This is a genomic window from Micromonospora sp. NPDC049903 (assembly GCF_044460945.1).
Taxonomy (GTDB): Bacteria; Actinomycetota; Actinomycetes; order Mycobacteriales; family Micromonosporaceae; genus Micromonospora.
In genome coordinates this window covers 102,289-116,206 of record NZ_JBITKL010000005.1, presented here as the reverse complement: position 1 = coordinate 116,206, position 13,918 = coordinate 102,289, and the positions used below count along the sequence as shown (strand labels likewise).

The following is a 13,918-nucleotide window of genomic DNA, read 5'->3' as shown; positions in this document are numbered from 1 at the left end:
GTCGGCGGCCGGAGGCGAACCGATCAGGCGAAGGCGAGCCAGCTCGCGAGCGCGACCAGCACCACGGCGACCACGGCGGCACCGATGATCAGGCCGTTGCGGGAGGCCGTCTCAGCGGGGGCGTCCGGGGTGCCGGCGAAGGCGCGGAACGCCTCGGTGTTGCCGCTCGGATCGGTGTAGTTCTCAGTCATGCCGTGACCTTAGCGAAAGCGGTCCAGTCGGACGGTCCGTGCGCGCCGTCCGAACGGGTGGCGTACGGCACCGGTCAACCGGACCCGGACGGGTGACCCGGGGTCCTACCGTGATGTCGTGGGAATCGCACGGGGGTTCACCGCACTGGTGTCGGCGCTGCTGATGGCGTTGTCGGCCGGTTGCGCGACGAGTGGCGAGCAGCCCGGCCAGGCACTGCGCGGCCGGCAGGCGCCGGAGGTGCCGTACGCGGTGGGTGTGCGCACCCTCACCGTCGACCCGGCCTCGGAACGTCCACTGCCGGTCACACTCTGGTATCCGACGCAGGGCAGCCGGGTCGCCGAGGGGCGGTTCCCGGTGGTGATCTACAGCCACGGTCTGGCCAGCCTGCCCGAGTTGCACTCCGGACTGACCGCCCGATGGGCCGCCGCCGGATTCGTGGTGGCCGCGCCCACGTACCCGCACACCCGGCGCGGCGCGAAGCGGTTCTCCCGGGCCGACGTCCGTCACCAGCCGGCCGACGGGTGGCGGGTGATCCGGCACCTGGTCCGGCTCGACGGCCGCTCCGGCGACCCGCTCGCCGGTCACCTCGACGTGCAGCGGGTGGCGGCGGCCGGACACTCGGCGGGCGGCTTCACCACGGCCGGTATGTTCACCGCCGGGCACCCGTCCCGGCTGCGGGCCGGCATCGTGATCGCCGGAGGCGGGATGGCGGGCAGTTTCGCCGGCCCGAGCGCCCCGATCCTCTTCGTGCACGGCACCGCCGACGCGGTGGTGCCGCTCAGTGTCGGCCGGGCCGCGTACGGCCGTACCCCCGGGCCGGCCTCCTTCCTCAGCCTGCTCGGGCAGGGCCACGGCGAGTACCTCGTCCCCGGCCGGCCCGGTTTCGCCCAGGTCCTCGGCGCCACCACAGACTTCCTGCGCCTGACGCTCTACGGCGACGCCGAGGCCGGACGGCGGGTGCCCGGCCGGGCGCTGCTGGCCGGCGTCACCAGTTTCGAGACCCGTCCGGCAGCCTGACCTGCCCGACGGCACCACCTGCACGCCGGGTGAGGGCGTGGACGCAGGACGTGGAGCGCCGGACGGGCCGGTCGGCGGGCGAGGCAGAATCGGAGTCATGTCGCGCCGCGCCCTCTCTCTCCTGCTCGCCAGCACGCTCACCGCCGGCATGCTGGTCGGCTGCTCCGCCGACCGCGAACCGGACGAGCGGGCCGAGGCGCCCGCCCCCTCGGCGACCGCCTCCGCACCGGCCGCGACCACGTCGGCGCCGGACATCCCCGCCGGCAGCGCGCCGGAGCAGACCTTCGCCGTCGGCGTACGACAGCTCAAGCTCAACCGCGACGGAAACCGGCCACTGCCGGTGACCGTCTGGTACCCGGCGGCCGGTCGGTCCGGCGGGAAGCCGCAGTCGTCGGCGGACGCCGCCGAGGGGCGGTTCCCGGTGGTCATGTTCAGTCACGGCCTCGGCGGTCGACCCGCCGACTACCAGGCGCTGCTCACCCGGTGGGCGGCCGCCGGTTTCGTGGTGGCCGCGCCGACGTTCCCGAACACCTCGAAGGCGGGTGGCGAGAACAACGTGCTCGACGTGCTCAACCAGCCCGCCGACGTCTCGTACGCGCTGACCGAGGTGCTCGCGCTCGACGCCCGCGACGGCGACGTGCTGCGGGGCCGGCTCGCCACCGACCGGGTGGCCGCCGCCGGGCACTCGGCGGGCGGGGTGACCACCATCGGGCTGTTCACCGCCGGCCGGGACGAGCGGCTGGCCGCCGGGATCGTCTTCGCCGGCACCGCGCTCGGCGTGGGCACCGCGTTCGCCGGTGCCGCCGCGCCGCAACTCTTCGTGCACGGCGAGGCCGACGAGGTGGTGCAGTACACCGCCGGCAAGGCGGTCTACGACCTGGTGCCCTGGCCGAAGGCGATGCTCAGCCTGCCCGAGGGCGACCACGGCCGGAAGCTGCTGAGAGACGACACGTCGCTGGGCGTGGTGGCGAACACCACCGCCGAGTTTCTGCGCTGGACGCTCTACGGCGACGCCGAGGCCAAGGAGCGCATCCCCACCGCCGCCGCCCGCGACGACATCGCCACCCTCGACAACAACCTGTAGCACCCAGGGTCGGGGTCGGGTGTTAGGAGGGGTCCCCTGCTAACGCCTCGCGTATAGCAGGGGACCCCTCCTAACGCCGTACGCCCCGACCGCCGTGCGCCTCGACCGCCGCACGCACCAACCGCCGTGTGTCAGCTCGTGTGGTCGATGACGACCTTGCCGAAGGCGTCACCGGAGTGCAGGCGGGCGAACGCCTCCTCGACCCGACTGAACGGCACCACGCTGTCCACCACCGGACGCACCTTCCGCTCGGCGCAGAACGCCAGCAGGTCGGCCAGGTCGGCCGGGGTACCCATCGAGGTGCCCAGGATCTCCAACTGCATCGCGAAGACCCGGCGCAGGTTGACCGCCGGCTCGTGCCCGGCGGTCGCCCCGGAGACCACGATCCGCGCGCCCGGCGCGGCCGACTTCAGGGAGTGGTCGAAGGTGGCCGCGCCGACCGTCTCGATCACCACGTCGACCCGCTCGGGCAGCCGGGCACCCGTCTCCAGGGCGGTCGCACCCAGTCCGGCGACCCGCTCCCGCTTCGCGGCGTCGCGACTGGTCGCGTACACCCGCTTGCCCATCGCGGTGGCCAGCACCACGGCGGCGGTGGCCACGCCGCCTCCGGCGCCCTGGACCAACACCGCATCGGCCTCGTCGATGCGGCCCTTGGTGGTCAGCATCCGCCACGCGGTCAGCCAGGCGGTCGGCAGGCACGCCGCGTTCGTCGCCGACAGGCCCGCCGGCAGCGGAAGCAGATTCCACCGGGGTACGGCCACCCGCTCGGCCAGCGTGCCGGGGAAGTGCTCGGAGAGGATGGACATCCCGCGCGGGTCACCCGGAGTGGGCACCACCGGATAGACGACCACCTCGTTGCCCTCCGGGTCGACGCCGACGGCGTCGCAGCCCAGGATCATCGGCAACTGCTCGGCGCGCAGCCCGACCCCGCGCAGCGACCAGATGTCGTGGTGGTTGAGCGAGCTGGCAGTGACGCGCAGGGTCACCCAGTCGTCGTCGGGCAGGCTCGGCTCGGGCTGCTCACCCACGGTGAGCGCGGCGAGCGGATCGGCGTCGTCGAAACGGGAGGCGAAGGCGGCACGCATGATCCGCACCGTAACAAGCTGAGCGGCCGTTAAGAAGGGTCCCTTCCTAGACACGAGGCGTTAGGAGGGGACCCTTCCTTTCACGTCAGGCGCGGGCGACGCCGTCGCGGCGGGCGGCTTCGGCGACGGCTTCGGCCACCGCCGGAGCGACCCGGGGATCGAGCGGTGAGGGCACGATCGCGTCCGGCGTGAGCGCCTCGGCCACCACGGCGGCGATGGCGTCGGCGGCGGCCACCTTCATCGACTCGGTGACCCGGGTGGCCCGGGCCTGGAGCGCGCCCCGGAACACACCCGGGAAGGCCAGCACGTTGTTGATCTGGTTGGGGTAGTCGCTGCGGCCGGTGGCGACCACCGCGACGTGCCGTGCGGCGACGTCCGGGTGCACCTCGGGGGTGGGGTTGGCCAACGCGAACACGATCCCGCCGGACGCCATCCCGGCCACCGCCGCCTCCGGGATCTGCCCGCCGGAGACGCCGATCAGCACGTCGGCGTCGCGCAACGCCTCGGTGATGTCGCCCTGCCGGCCGTCGGCGTTGGTCAGCTCGGCGAGCTCGGCCTTGGTGCCGGTGAGGCCGTCGCGCTGACGGGAGACGATGCCCCGGGAGTCGCAGACCACCACCCGCTGCGGGTCCACTCCCCCGGCCACCAGCATCTTGGTCACCGCCACGCCGGCCGCACCCGCACCACTGACCGCCACCCGCAGGTCGCCGAGCTTACGGTTGAGCAGGGTCGCGGCGTTGCGCAGCGCGGCCAGCACCACGATCGCGGTGCCGTGCTGGTCGTCGTGGAAGACCGGGATGTCCAGCGCCTCGTCGAGGCGGCGTTCCACCTCGAAGCAGCGCGGCGCGCTGATGTCCTCCAGGTTGATCCCACCGAACGACGGCGCGAGCGCCTTGACCGTCGCCACGATCTCGTCGACGTCCTGCGTGTCCAGGCAGACCGGCACCGCGTCGACGCCGCCGAACTGCTTGAACAGCACGGCCTTGCCCTCCATCACCGGCAGCGCGGCGCGCGGGCCGATGTTGCCCAGTCCGAGTACGGCCGAACCGTCGGTGACGACCGCGACGGTGTTCGACGCCCAGGTGTACTCGTAGGTCAGCGACGGGTCGGCGGCGATCGCCTCGCACACCCGGGCCACACCCGGCGTGTACGCGAGGGAGAGGTCTTCGCGGCTGGTCAGCGGGACCGTCGAGAGGACGGCCATCTTGCCGCCCCGGTGCAGTTGGAAGACGGGATCAGCGGGGTCCACGGTGGACGAAGGCATGGTGACTCCAGTGTCGTTTCAGCAGCTGGGCCGGCCGGTCGGGGCGCACGGTGAGGCAAGCGAGCGGCGGCACGAAGTGCGGGGGTCACCCAGGCACTTTCCGAGCATAGTCACGCCACGGGGAGCCAGAGGTGAGCAGGGTCATAACGGCTGCGGCGGCAATCGGCCGGGGCGGGGCCAGTAGCGGAGCACCACCCGACCGAGGACGTCGGCCACCCCGTACGCCCGGGAGTCGTCGGTGACCAACTCGTTGTCACCGTACAACCACCAACCGCCGTCGGCGGGTCGGACGGCGCGTTTGACCACGAGCAGATCGGGACGGCTGCGGAAGACCGCGACCACCACGTCGCCGGGTCGGGTGGCACGGCCACCCGGCCGGACCAGCACCGCGTCGCCGTGCCGCAGGGTCGGCGCCATCGACGGACCGGTCACGAGTACGGCCGAGAGTGGTCGCCGGAGATGTGGCACCGGCATGTGGTTTCACCTCCTGCGGCCTCGGGGACCACGTCCAGGAGTAATGTCGTCATGGATCATCGCAAACTTCCCATGGAGGATCCCGATGCGACTTCCACGCATCCTTGCGCCCCGGGTGACCGCGAGCGCGCACTGCGACCTGCCCTGCGGCGTCTACGACCCCGCGCAGGCTCGGATCGAGGCCGAGTCGGTGAAAATGATCTGCGAGAAGTACCAGGCCAACACCGACCCCGAGTTCCGCACCCGCGCCATCCTGATCAAGGAGCAGCGGGCCGAGCTGGTCAAGCACCACCTGTGGGTGCTGTGGACCGACTACTTCAAGCCGCCGCACTTCGAGAAGTACCCGCACCTGCACCAGTTGTTCAACGAGGCCACCAAGCTGGCCGGCGCGGCGGGCGCCAAGGGCGCCACCGACCCGTCCAAGGCCGACGAGCTGCTGCAGAAGATCGACGAGATCTCGAAGATCTTCTGGGAGACCAAGCAGGCGTGACGTGGCCCGTCCACGCCTGTCGTCGGCGGCCGGCCCTGCCCCCTTCGGGGCGGGTCGGTCGCCGACGCGTTTCCGGCCGGGCAGCCCGGTCCGTACCGGGCCGCCCGGCTCGCCGTCCGCCGCGCTGACGGCCCTCCGCCGCCCCGCCGCCTGAGCGGGTAGAGTCCCCGACCGGGGGGATGAGTCGTGACTCAACTGACCGGACAACCGACCACCGACGACGACGTGGTGCACCTCACCGTGCCCGCCGACGGCGGCTACCTGAGCGTGCTGCGCACCGCCACCGCCGGTCTCGCGGCGCGTCTCCAGTTCGCCCTCGACGAGATCGAGGACCTACGCATCGCCGTCGACGAGGCGTGCGCCATGCTGCTCGCCATCGCGCCCCGGGGCGCGGAGTTGGACTGCCGCTTCGCGGTCACCGAGGACGCGCTGACCGTCGAGGTGACGGTGCCGACGGTGCCCGGCGCGCGGCTCCCGGCGGAGTCGTCGTTCGCCTGGAAGGTGCTCACCGCGCTGACCACCTCGGCCTCGGCGGGGGCCGCCGACGGCCGGGCCACCATCTCGCTGCTCACCCGCCGCGCCTCCGGCTGGTGAGCGGAGCTCACTCGAAGCCGAGGGCCCGGGTGGTGGGCGGGCTCACCAGCAGCCAGGTGACGCCGAGGCCGAGCGCGATCAGCGGTACGCCGAGCCAGCCCAGCCCACCCTGGATCATGAACCAGCCGATCGGCAGCAGCATGAGTTGCAGCACGATGGCCGGTGCCCGGGCACCGGCCCGGCGGCGCAGCAGCGCGCTGCCCAGCGCCCAGAGCGCGATCGCCGCGCCGATGGCGAACGCCGTCACCAGCAGTGCCGACACCAGATCGGTGGTGGTGGCGGTGAAGTCGGCGACGACCAACCAGGCCGCGATCAGCCCGACGGCGACCGCCTGACCCCGCAGCAGGAAGACCGCCCACCGGAGGGTCACCGGAGTCGGGTCGGAGTCGATTGCCACGCGGTCACGATACCCGTGGCGGGTCGGGGTACAGTGCCGCCCATGCGGGCCGTCCTGCTGGTCAATCCGAAGGCCACCACCACCAGCGAGCGTGCGCGGGATGTGCTCGTCCGCGCGCTGCGCAGCGAGGTGGACCTCTCCGTGCGCTACACCCGGCGCCGCGGTCACGCCACCGCGCTGGCCCGGGAGGCCGCGGTGGAGGGCGTCGACGTGGTGGTCACCCTCGGTGGTGACGGCACGGTCAACGAGGTGGTCAACGGCCTGATGACGGCGACCAGCGCCGGCGGTGCGGCACCGACCGCCGAGCGGTTGCCCGCGCTGGCCACCGTGCCGGGCGGCTCGACGAACGTCTTCGCGCGGGCGCTGGGCCTGCCGAAGGAGTGGCCCGAGGCGGCCAGCATGCTCCTGGAGGGGCTGCGGCTGAGCCGGCACCGGACGATCGGCCTCGGCCGGGCCGACGACCGCTACTTCACCTTCTGCGCCGGCTTCGGGCTCGACGCGGCGGTCATCCATCGGGTCGAGGAGGCCCGTCGGCGGGGTCGGGTCTCCTCGCCGGGGCTCTACTTCCGCGCCTTCACCGCGCAGTTCCTGCTCGGTGCCGAGCGGCGCAACCCGGCGATCCGGCTGGAGCAGCCGGGCGAGACCACGGAGGGCGATCTGGCGACGGTGATCGTCCAGAACACCGCCCCGTGGACGTTCGTCGGCGACCGGGAGGCCAACCCGAACCCGGAGGCGTCCTTCGATCTGGGCCTCGACGTGATGGCCCTTCGCCAGCTAGGCGTCGCCAGCACGACACGGACAGTGAGGCAATTCCTGTCCGCCACGCCGGATCCACAGGGTCGCCAAGTTCTTCGTCGGCACGATGTTGCCGAGTTCACGCTGGTAGCGAGCCGTCCGCAGGCGTTTCAGCTCGACGGCGACTACCTTGGCGAGCGAGAAAAAGTTGGATTCGCCTCCGTTCCGGCCGCACTCAGAGTAATCTGTTAGGCCTCCGGCACCCCCGGGCGGAGAAGTCGACGCGCCCCCGACACGCGACGGCTGCGACACCCGGGACTCGTGCCGGAAATGTCGGCAATGTGCGCGGGACTGTACTATATTGATCCTCGACTGTGGTACGTCGGGTAACCAGCACCCTCTGGAACCCGGACAAATGGGTTGTGGGCTTGCTCACCGCCCGGAGTTTTTCCGAGCGCCACCCTTGACATCGCCAGAGTTCGTGAAAGTATTCACAAGCGAACTTGAGTTACCGGGACATTGCCTGGATATGCTCGGCAGGTTGAGCTGTTCCAGCAGGTCCCCCGGGCCAACAGCCTGCTCACGCACTGCCGAATTGGCGAACGCGAAACGTCACCATCGGCAATGCGGATGCATATAGGAAAAGCACGAACAAGCAACATCTGCCACCCATCCAGAATGAGGAGTGTTGCCGCCATGGACTGGCGTCACCATGCTGTCTGCCGCGACGAGGACCCGGAGCTGTTCTTCCCGATCGGGACGTCCGGTCCGGCTCTCCTGCAGGTCGAGCAGGCCAAGGCCGTCTGCAGGCGCTGCTCCGTGACCGACCAGTGCCTGCAGTGGGCGCTGGAGTCCGGTCAGGACGCTGGCGTCTGGGGCGGAATGAGCGAGGAGGAGCGCCGCGCTGTCAAGCGTCGCGGTGGACTCCGGGTGCTGCGCGCTCACTCCGCCTGACCACAACCGCACCGAAGCGACACGCCCCGGCCGGGCTCAGCCCGCCGGGGCGTTCTGCTGCCCACACGCACCAGATGTAAGGAAGGGACCCTTCCTATACACCAGGCGCTAGTAGGGGACCCCTCCTTACACACAAGGCCGCTCAGCGCGTCGAGGACGCCTGGACGTCCGCCCGGTCCAGCACCAGCCCCACCAACTCCGGCGCGTCGGTCAGCGGCGCCGCCACCGCGACCGCGCCGGCCTCCCGCGCCGCCGCCGCCACCGCGTCGTGGAACAACCCGGGCGCCAGGAAGTACGCGGCCACGGCGACCCGCCGCGCGCCGCGCGTACGCAACCGGGCCACCGCCGCACCGACGGCTGGTGGTGCCGCCGAGGCGTACGAGACCCGGGCCGGGGTGCCGAGGGTCACACCGAGCGCGTTGGCCACCCGGCCGACCGAGGCACGGGCGGACGCGTCCCGGGTACCCGCCGCCGCCAGCACCACTGCGTCGAACTTTCCCGGTTCCGCCTCGTCCAGTCGCCGTACCAGCCCGGCGAGCAGCGAGCGGTCCACGTGCTGGCCGACCGGACCGAGCACGTCGGTGACCGTCACCGCGATCGACGGGCCGGATTCCTGGGCGGCCGCCACCGCTGCCGGGATGTCCACCCGCCGGTGGTACGCGGCGGTCAGCAACAGCGGCACCAGGACCGCCCGGGAATGCCCGGCGGCGGCCAGCCCGCGCAGCGCCTCGGTCGGACCGGGCTCGGTGTGGTCCAGCCAACTCGCCAGCACCGGCCTGCCGGGCCGGGCGGCCGACACCGCCCGCGCCAGCGCCCGGGTGGCCTCGGCGGCCCGGGGATCGCGACTGCCGTGGGCGACCAGGAGCAGCGGGTCCCGCCCCGACCCGGGTGGGCCGGGGCGGTTCGTGCCGCCGTCGGTGTCCGCCGCCTCGGTCAGAGGTGCAGTCCGCACTCGGTCTTCTCGAACATGGCCCAGCGGCCGGCGCGCGGGTCCTCCCCGGTCGAGGTCCGGCGGGTGCACGGCCAGCAGCCGATCGAGCCGTAGCCGCGCCGGAACAGCTCGTTGACCGGCACCTTCCAGCGCGCGATGTACGCGTCGACGTCCGCCTGGCTCCAGGCCGCGATCGGGTTGACCTTCACCCGGCCCCGACGCGGGTCGAACGCCACCACCGGCGTGTTGGCCCGGGTCGGCGACTCGTCGCGGCGCAGTCCGGCGGCCCACGCCTCGTAGCCGGCCAGAGCCCGCTCCAGCGGCTCCACCTTGCGCAACCGGCAGCACTCGTCCGGTGACCGGTTGAACAGCCGTGGCCCGTACTCGCCGTCCTGCTGGCCGACGGTGAGTCGGGGCCGGATCGACCGGACGTTCACCGGCAGGGTGCGGGCGACCTCGTCGCGGACGGCGAGGGTCTCCGGGAAGTGCAGGCCGGTGTCGAGGAAGACCACGTCCACCCCGGGTGCCACCCGGGAGACGAGGTGGGCGAGCACCGCGTCCGCCATCGAACTGGTCACGCAGAACCGGTCGCCGAAGGTCTCCGCGGCCCACCGGGCGATCTCCAGCGCGGGCGCGCCCTCCAGCTCCCGGCCCGCCCGGTCCGCCAGTTCCCGCAACTGCTCGGGGCTGCGTCGGGTCGGGTCGGCCGGCGCGGCGACCGGGGCGGGTGCGGTGTCGACAAGTCCCAGACCGGCGGCGGAGATCAGAGCGCTCATCGCCGCACCGCCTGGGGAAGCAGGCCGGTGAAGCGGACCGTGAACACCCGGGCACAGCCGTGGCACTCCCAGGCGCCGTGCCCGGTCTCGCTCGGCCGCAGGTCCTCCTCACCGCAGTACGGGCAGTACAACGGCGCGGCACGGGTCTCGCTGCTCATCGCGTCACCTCGCTCATCGCAGTAGTTCCTCGTCGGCCCTGACGACCCAGTTGGCGAACGACTCGTTCTCGGTCCGCCCGTCCAGGTAGCGCCGGGCCAGCCGTTCGACGTACTCGGGAAGCTCGTCGGCGGTCGTCTTGAGACCGCGCAGCTTGCGCCCGAACCCGGCGGTCTGGCCCTCGGCCATGCCCAGCCCGCCGCCGAGGTGCACCTGGTAGCCCTCGACCTGCTGGCCGTCCGGCCCGGTCACCAGTTGTCCCTTGAGCCCGATGTCGGCGACCTGGGTGCGGGCGCAGGCGTTCGGGCAGCCGTTGATGTGGATGGAGATGTCCGTGTCGAAGTCGCGCAGCCGCTGCTCCAGGCGGGCGACCAGCTCCTCGCCGCGCGCCTTGGTCTCGACGATGGCGAGCTTGCAGTACTCGATGCCGGTGCAGGCCATGGTGCCGCGCCGCCAGCTCGACGGGTGGGCCTCCAGACCGATCCCGCGCAGCGCGGTGACCAGCGAGTCGGTCCGCTCCTGCGGGACGTCGAGGACGAGCAGTTTCTGGTACGGGGTGAGGCTGATCCGGCCGCTGCCGTGCGCTTCGACGACGTCGGCGAGCTGGGCGAGCTGGGTGCCGGATACCCGCCCCACCACCGGGGTCGCGCCGACGTAGTTGCGGCCGTCCCGCTGGGCGTGCACGCCGATGTGGTCGACCGGCCGCTCCGGCAGCTCCGGGGCCGGGCCGTCGAGCAGCGTCCGGCCGAGGTACTCCTTCTCCAGCACCTCGCGGAACTTGGTCACGCCCCAGTCGGCCACCAGGAACTTCAACCGGGCGCGGTGGCGCAGCCGGCGGTATCCGTAGTCGCGGAAGATGCCGACCACGCCGACCCAGACGTCCGGCACCTCGTTCAGCGGCACCCAGACGCCGAGCCGCTGGGCCAGCATCGGGTTGGTGGAGAGCCCGCCGCCGACCCACACGTCGAAGCCGGGGCCGTGCTCGGGGTGGTCGACGCCGAGGAAGGCGATGTCGTTGGCCTGGTACGGGGTGTCCACCAGCCACGAGATCGACGACTTGAACTTACGGGGCAGGTTGGAGTACTCCCGGTCGCCGACGTACCGCCGGACGATCTCGTCGATCGCCGGGGTGGCGTCGATCCGCTCGTTCGCGGCGACGCCCGCCACCGGGCTGCCCAGCACGATGCGGGGGCAGTCGCCGCACGCCTCGGTGGTCTGCAGGCCGACGGCCTCCAGCCGACGCCAGATCTCGGGCATGTCCTCGACCCGGATCCAGTGGTACTGGATGTTCTGCCGGTCGGTGATGTCGGCGGTGTCGCGGGCGAACTCCCGGGAGATCTCCGCGATGGTGCGCAGCTGGGCCAGGTCGAGCTGGCCGCCGTCCACCCGCACCCGGAGCATGAAGTACTCGTCCTCCAGCTCGTGCGGCTCCAGCACGGCGGTCCGTCCGCCGTCGATGCCCGCCTTGCGCTGGGTGTAGAGGCCCCACCAGCGGAACCGACCACGCAGGTCCGCCGGGTCGATCGAGGCGAAGCCCCCGTGTGCGTAGATGTTCTCGATCCGCTCCCGCACGTTGAGCGGGTTGTCGTCCTTCTTGCTGCGCTCGTTGGGGTTGAGCGGCTCGCGGTATCCGAGCGCCCACTGGCCCTCGCCGCGGGGGCGGCGGGGAGCCCGCGCGGGGCGCGCCGTGGGGTCCCCGGGTCGGGCCGGAATCTCGCTGACCGCCATCGCGGCGTCCTCCGTTGTCTGCAGTGCCTCGGCTGGGGTACGCGGACGCGGTCGGCTCCCGGAAAGGGGCCGTGGACGGCGATGTCAGGAACGGCCGGCGCGCCAGGGTGCCCGAGGCAGGGTGGTCGGGCGTCGTCAGTGGGCCGGACAGATGGCGCTGCGTACGCGGCCGTAATCGACGTGGCGGCGAGCCACGAAGCGGCGCACGACGGCGGCAGTCATGAACGTCATGTTGCCACACCGGGTATGGGCGGGCCAATGACTGCGTGCCGCATCCCACATCACGGGCGGTCGCTGCCGCCACTCGGAGCGCGATCGTGTGGCAGGCTCGCAATGTGGGTGATTTGTCCGGTAGGTCGGTACCGGCCGCCGGAAACGGCGTCCGGCTCAGCGGCGTACGCCTGCGCGCGCTGCCGGTGTGGCTGCTCCCGGCAGGCCTGACGCTGCTGGTGACGCTGGCCGGGCTGGACTCCGCCCAGCCGTGGCGGGACGAGCTGGCCACCTGGAGCGCCGCCACCCGACCGGCCACCGACCTGCTCCGGCTGAGCGGCACCATCGACGCCGCCGCCGCGCCCTACTACCTGCTCGTGCACGCCTGGACCGCGGTGGCCGGCGACTCGGTGGCCGCACTGCGCCTGCCGTCCGCACTGGCCATGGCCGCCGCCGCCGGCCTGACCGCCGCGCTCGGTCGGCGGCTCTGGGACGCCCGCGTCGGCACCCTCGCCGGACTGCTGTTCGCGGTCCTGCCCAGCACCTCCCGCTACGGCCAGGAGGCCCGCCCGTACGCGCTGGCCACCGCCCTCGCCGTGCTGAGCACCCTGCTGCTCGTCGACGCGCTGCACCGCCCCGGTCCACGCCGCTGGGCCGGGTACGCCGTGGCGACCGCCGCCCTCGGGCTCACCCACCTGGTCGCGCTCACCCTGCTCGCCGCGCACGCCGTCGCCGTGCTCACCGCCGCACCCCGCACCGCTTCACCGGGCGCCACCGCACCGCCCGCCGCCCCGGAGCCCCCGGACCGACCACCCACCCCAGGCACCGCAGCACCGGGCACCGCAGCGTCGGGAACGGCAGCGTCGGGCACGGCGTCACCGGAACGGCCACCGGCCCCGGATCCCAGCCCCGCGACCGGAGGCGGCATCGGGGCCGGCGAGGGGCGGCGGCGGTTCCGGCGGCGGGTGGTGTGGGGGTGGGCGCTCGCGTTGGCGCCGGTGTTCGCGGCGGTCGCCCCGTTGGCGCTGCGGGCGCGGGGACAGCGGGCCCGGCAACTGGACTGGGTGGACGCCGCCCGGCCCGGGGACCTGGCGGCGCTGCCCGGCGGAGTGGTGCAGAGCGGGGTGGTCGGCGGCCTCCTGGTCGGGCTCGCCGCCCTCGGGACGGTCCGAGCCGGTCGGCGGGCGCTGCTGCCGGCCAGTTGCGTGCTGCTTCCCGTGCTGCTGCTCTTCGTCGCCGGGTCCGTGGTCCCGCTCTGGGTACCCCGCTACCTGGTCTTCGTGGTGCCGTTCGGCTGCCTGCTGGCCGGTGCGGCACTGCGTACCGTCCGGGCGCCCGGTGCGCTCGCCGTGGTGGCCCTGGCCGGGCTGCTCGGCCTGCCCGACCAGGCCGCCCTGCGGCGTACCCACGAGTGGCCGCGCAGCGCCACGGTCGACTACGCGGGCGCGGCCCGGATCGTGGCCGACGACCTGCGCTCCGACGACGCGGTCGTCTACTCGCCCCGGGAGAGCTGGCTCTTCCTCGACCTGGGGCTGCGCTACCACCTCGGCGAGCGGACCCCCCGGGACGTGCTGGCGGTGGCGGACCCGCAGCGCCGGGGCGACCTGTGGGCCGCCGAGTGCGACCGGCCGACGGAGTGCCTGGCCGGGGTGGACCGGGTCTGGCTGGTGGTCGCGGGCCGACCCGCCGACCCGCTGGCCGCCGTTCCCGGTGCCAAGGGCGACGCGCTGCGGACCGGCTACACCGTCACCCGGGTCTGGCCCCGCCCCGGCCTCACCGTCGCGCTGCTCACCGCCGACGGCCGCTGACCGGCCCGCTGCCGACGCGGTCG

Annotated in this window: 16 protein-coding genes; 7 read left to right on the top strand and 9 right to left on the bottom strand. The window is 72.9% G+C overall.

What is annotated here, in order from left to right:
• Positions 1–23: 23 nt before the first annotated feature.
• Positions 24–191 (bottom strand): hypothetical protein, encoded by a 168-nt coding sequence (locus ACIBO1_RS11890; protein WP_162854353.1) that lies wholly within the window; start codon positions 189–191, stop codon positions 24–26.
• 118 nt (positions 192–309) lie between these two features.
• Here ACIBO1_RS11890 and ACIBO1_RS11885 point away from each other — a divergent pair, with 118 nt between their 5' ends.
• Both ACIBO1_RS11885 and ACIBO1_RS11880 read left to right on the top strand, forming a co-directional pair.
• A complete protein-coding gene (locus ACIBO1_RS11885) occupies positions 310–1,209 on the top strand; it encodes an alpha/beta hydrolase family protein (RefSeq protein ID WP_396744428.1) in 900 nt (299 codons plus the stop codon).
• Positions 1,210–1,306: 97 nt separating this feature from the next.
• A complete protein-coding gene (locus ACIBO1_RS11880; RefSeq protein ID WP_396744425.1) occupies positions 1,307–2,293 on the top strand; it encodes an alpha/beta hydrolase family protein in 987 nt (328 codons plus the stop codon).
• 131 nt (positions 2,294–2,424) lie between these two features.
• Here ACIBO1_RS11880 and ACIBO1_RS11875 read toward each other — a convergent pair whose 3' ends face one another.
• From ACIBO1_RS11875 to ACIBO1_RS11865, 3 genes are all read right to left on the bottom strand, one after another.
• On the bottom strand, positions 2,425–3,387 hold the full coding sequence (locus ACIBO1_RS11875; RefSeq protein WP_396744422.1) for a zinc-binding dehydrogenase: 963 nt from the start codon (positions 3,385–3,387) through the stop codon (positions 2,425–2,427).
• Between the two features lie 76 nt (positions 3,388–3,463).
• Positions 3,464–4,642 (bottom strand): NADP-dependent malic enzyme, encoded by a 1,179-nt coding sequence (locus ACIBO1_RS11870; protein ID WP_396744419.1) that lies wholly within the window; start codon positions 4,640–4,642, stop codon positions 3,464–3,466.
• A 141-nt stretch (positions 4,643–4,783) separates the two neighbouring features.
• Positions 4,784–5,116, bottom strand: coding sequence for a S24/S26 family peptidase (locus ACIBO1_RS11865; RefSeq protein ID WP_350692553.1), 333 nt, complete (start codon positions 5,114–5,116; stop codon positions 4,784–4,786).
• 85 nt (positions 5,117–5,201) lie between these two features.
• On the opposite strand from ACIBO1_RS11865, the gene sodN reads away from it, so the two are divergent.
• Together sodN and ACIBO1_RS11855 are read left to right on the top strand one after the other, a co-directional pair.
• Positions 5,202–5,606: a superoxide dismutase, Ni gene (gene sodN, locus ACIBO1_RS11860; RefSeq protein WP_131055291.1), complete on the top strand. Its 405-nt coding sequence runs from the start codon at positions 5,202–5,204 to the stop codon at positions 5,604–5,606.
• Between the two features lie 186 nt (positions 5,607–5,792).
• The gene (locus ACIBO1_RS11855; protein ID WP_131055293.1) at positions 5,793–6,200 is read left to right on the top strand and encodes an anti-sigma regulatory factor; all 408 of its coding nucleotides are present in this window, start codon (positions 5,793–5,795) and stop codon (positions 6,198–6,200) included.
• 7 nt (positions 6,201–6,207) lie between these two features.
• On the opposite strand, the gene ACIBO1_RS11850 is transcribed toward ACIBO1_RS11855, so the two are convergent.
• Positions 6,208–6,597: a hypothetical protein gene (locus ACIBO1_RS11850; protein ID WP_350692555.1), complete on the bottom strand. Its 390-nt coding sequence runs from the start codon at positions 6,595–6,597 to the stop codon at positions 6,208–6,210.
• Positions 6,598–6,639: 42 nt separating this feature from the next.
• Between ACIBO1_RS11850 and ACIBO1_RS11845 the strand changes: the two genes are divergently transcribed.
• Positions 6,640–7,584, top strand: a complete 945-nt coding sequence (locus ACIBO1_RS11845) for a diacylglycerol/lipid kinase family protein (protein ID WP_396744415.1) — start codon at positions 6,640–6,642, stop codon at positions 7,582–7,584.
• A 444-nt stretch (positions 7,585–8,028) separates the two neighbouring features.
• Complete coding sequence (locus ACIBO1_RS11840) at positions 8,029–8,286, top strand: WhiB family transcriptional regulator (protein ID WP_007072794.1); 258 nt, start codon at positions 8,029–8,031, stop codon at positions 8,284–8,286.
• 142 nt (positions 8,287–8,428) lie between these two features.
• Here the strand turns inward: ACIBO1_RS11840 and ACIBO1_RS11835 are convergent, their stop codons facing one another.
• From ACIBO1_RS11835 to ACIBO1_RS11820, 4 genes are all read right to left on the bottom strand, one after another.
• On the bottom strand, positions 8,429–9,154 hold the full coding sequence (locus ACIBO1_RS11835; RefSeq protein ID WP_396744804.1) for a sirohydrochlorin chelatase: 726 nt from the start codon (positions 9,152–9,154) through the stop codon (positions 8,429–8,431).
• 65 nt (positions 9,155–9,219) lie between these two features.
• Positions 9,220–9,993 carry a phosphoadenylyl-sulfate reductase gene (locus tag ACIBO1_RS11830; RefSeq protein ID WP_396744412.1) on the bottom strand — a complete coding sequence of 258 codons (774 nt, stop codon included), beginning with the start codon at positions 9,991–9,993 and terminating at the stop codon, positions 9,220–9,222.
• The gene (locus tag ACIBO1_RS11825; RefSeq protein WP_162854390.1) at positions 9,990–10,151 is read right to left on the bottom strand and encodes a hypothetical protein; all 162 of its coding nucleotides are present in this window, start codon (positions 10,149–10,151) and stop codon (positions 9,990–9,992) included. Before ACIBO1_RS11825 ends, ACIBO1_RS11830 begins: the two co-directional genes overlap by 4 nt.
• 13 nt (positions 10,152–10,164) lie before the next feature.
• Positions 10,165–11,877: a nitrite/sulfite reductase gene (locus tag ACIBO1_RS11820; protein ID WP_396744408.1), complete on the bottom strand. Its 1,713-nt coding sequence runs from the start codon at positions 11,875–11,877 to the stop codon at positions 10,165–10,167.
• Between the two features lie 401 nt (positions 11,878–12,278).
• On the opposite strand from ACIBO1_RS11820, the gene ACIBO1_RS11815 reads away from it, so the two are divergent.
• Positions 12,279–13,895 carry a glycosyltransferase family 39 protein gene (locus ACIBO1_RS11815; RefSeq protein ID WP_396744801.1) on the top strand — a complete coding sequence of 539 codons (1,617 nt, stop codon included), beginning with the start codon at positions 12,279–12,281 and terminating at the stop codon, positions 13,893–13,895.
• Positions 13,896–13,918: the final 23 nt, after the last annotated feature.

Bases quoted from the DNA above. Each gene is read 5' to 3' on its own strand.
- ACIBO1_RS11890 (WP_162854353.1), bottom strand. From the start codon at position 191: ATGACTGAGAACTACACCGATCCGAGCGGCAACACCGAGGCGTTCCGC.
- ACIBO1_RS11880 (WP_396744425.1), top strand. From the start codon at position 1,307: ATGTCGCGCCGCGCCCTCTCTCTCCTGCTCGCCAGCACGCTCACCGCC.
- ACIBO1_RS11870 (WP_396744419.1), bottom strand. From the start codon at position 4,642: ATGCCTTCGTCCACCGTGGACCCCGCTGATCCCGTCTTCCAACTGCAC.
- ACIBO1_RS11865 (WP_350692553.1), bottom strand. From the start codon at position 5,116: ATGCCGGTGCCACATCTCCGGCGACCACTCTCGGCCGTACTCGTGACC.
- sodN (WP_131055291.1), top strand. From the start codon at position 5,202: ATGCGACTTCCACGCATCCTTGCGCCCCGGGTGACCGCGAGCGCGCAC.
- ACIBO1_RS11845 (WP_396744415.1), top strand. From the start codon at position 6,640: ATGCGGGCCGTCCTGCTGGTCAATCCGAAGGCCACCACCACCAGCGAG.
- ACIBO1_RS11840 (WP_007072794.1), top strand. From the start codon at position 8,029: ATGGACTGGCGTCACCATGCTGTCTGCCGCGACGAGGACCCGGAGCTG.
- ACIBO1_RS11830 (WP_396744412.1), bottom strand. From the start codon at position 9,993: ATGAGCGCTCTGATCTCCGCCGCCGGTCTGGGACTTGTCGACACCGCA.
- ACIBO1_RS11825 (WP_162854390.1), bottom strand. From the start codon at position 10,151: ATGAGCAGCGAGACCCGTGCCGCGCCGTTGTACTGCCCGTACTGCGGT.
- ACIBO1_RS11820 (WP_396744408.1), bottom strand. From the start codon at position 11,877: ATGGCGGTCAGCGAGATTCCGGCCCGACCCGGGGACCCCACGGCGCGC.